The 944-nt window shown below is 69.0% G+C and carries 1 protein-coding gene; it reads left to right on the top strand.

The genetic code is table 11. From position 1 onward, the window contains the following. Positions 1-944, top strand: a 944-nt coding sequence (locus tag G3N61_RS39200; RefSeq protein WP_205825137.1) for an acetyl-CoA C-acetyltransferase, incomplete at both ends; no start/stop codon positions are given.

The following is a 944-nucleotide window of genomic DNA, read 5'->3' as shown; positions in this document are numbered from 1 at the left end:
ATCCGCGCGGTGCTGGAGCGTGCGGGCGTGAAGCCCGAGCAGGTCAGCGAAGTGATCATGGGCCAGGTGCTGACGGCCGGTTCCGGGCAGAACCCGGCGCGCCAGTCGCTGATCAAGGCCGGGCTGCCGACGGCCGTGCCGGGCATGACGATCAACAAGGTGTGCGGCTCGGGCCTGAAGGCCGTGATGCTGGCGGCGAACGCGATCGTCGCGGGCGACGCGGAGATCGTGATCGCGGGCGGTCAGGAGAACATGAGCGCGTCGCCGCACGTGCTGCCGGGCTCGCGCGACGGGTTCCGGATGGGCGATGCGAAGCTGGTCGACACGATGATCGTCGACGGCCTGTGGGACGTGTACAACCAGTACCACATGGGCATCACGGCGGAGAACGTCGCGAAGGAATACGGGATCACGCGCGAAGAGCAGGACGCATTCGCGGCGCTGTCGCAGAACAAGGCGGAAGCCGCACAGAAGGCCGGTCGCTTCAACGACGAGATCGTGCCGGTGGCGATTCCGCAACGCAAGGGCGAGCCGCTGCAGTTCGCCACCGATGAGTTCGTGCGTCACGGCGTGACGGCGGAATCGCTGGCCGGGCTGAAGCCGGCGTTCTCGAAGGACGGCTCGGTGACGGCGGCAAACGCGTCGGGGCTGAACGACGGCGCGGCGGCGGTGCTGGTGATGTCGGCGCAGAAGGCGGCGGCACTCGGTCTGACGCCGCTGGCGCGGATCAAGGCATACGCGAACGCGGGCGTGGATCCGAGCGTGATGGGCATGGGCCCGGTGCCGGCATCGCGCCGTGCGCTGGAGCGCGCGGGCTGGACGCCGGGCGACCTGGACCTGATGGAGATCAACGAGGCATTTGCGGCGCAGGCGCTGGCGGTGCACAAGCAGATGGGCTGGGACACGTCGAAGGTGAACGTGAACGGCGGGGCGATCGCGATCGG

The organism is Burkholderia sp. Ac-20349, from assembly GCF_017104865.1.
Taxonomy (GTDB): Bacteria; Pseudomonadota; Gammaproteobacteria; order Burkholderiales; family Burkholderiaceae; genus Burkholderia; species Burkholderia aenigmatica.
This window is presented reverse-complemented; position numbering and strand designations above follow the sequence as displayed.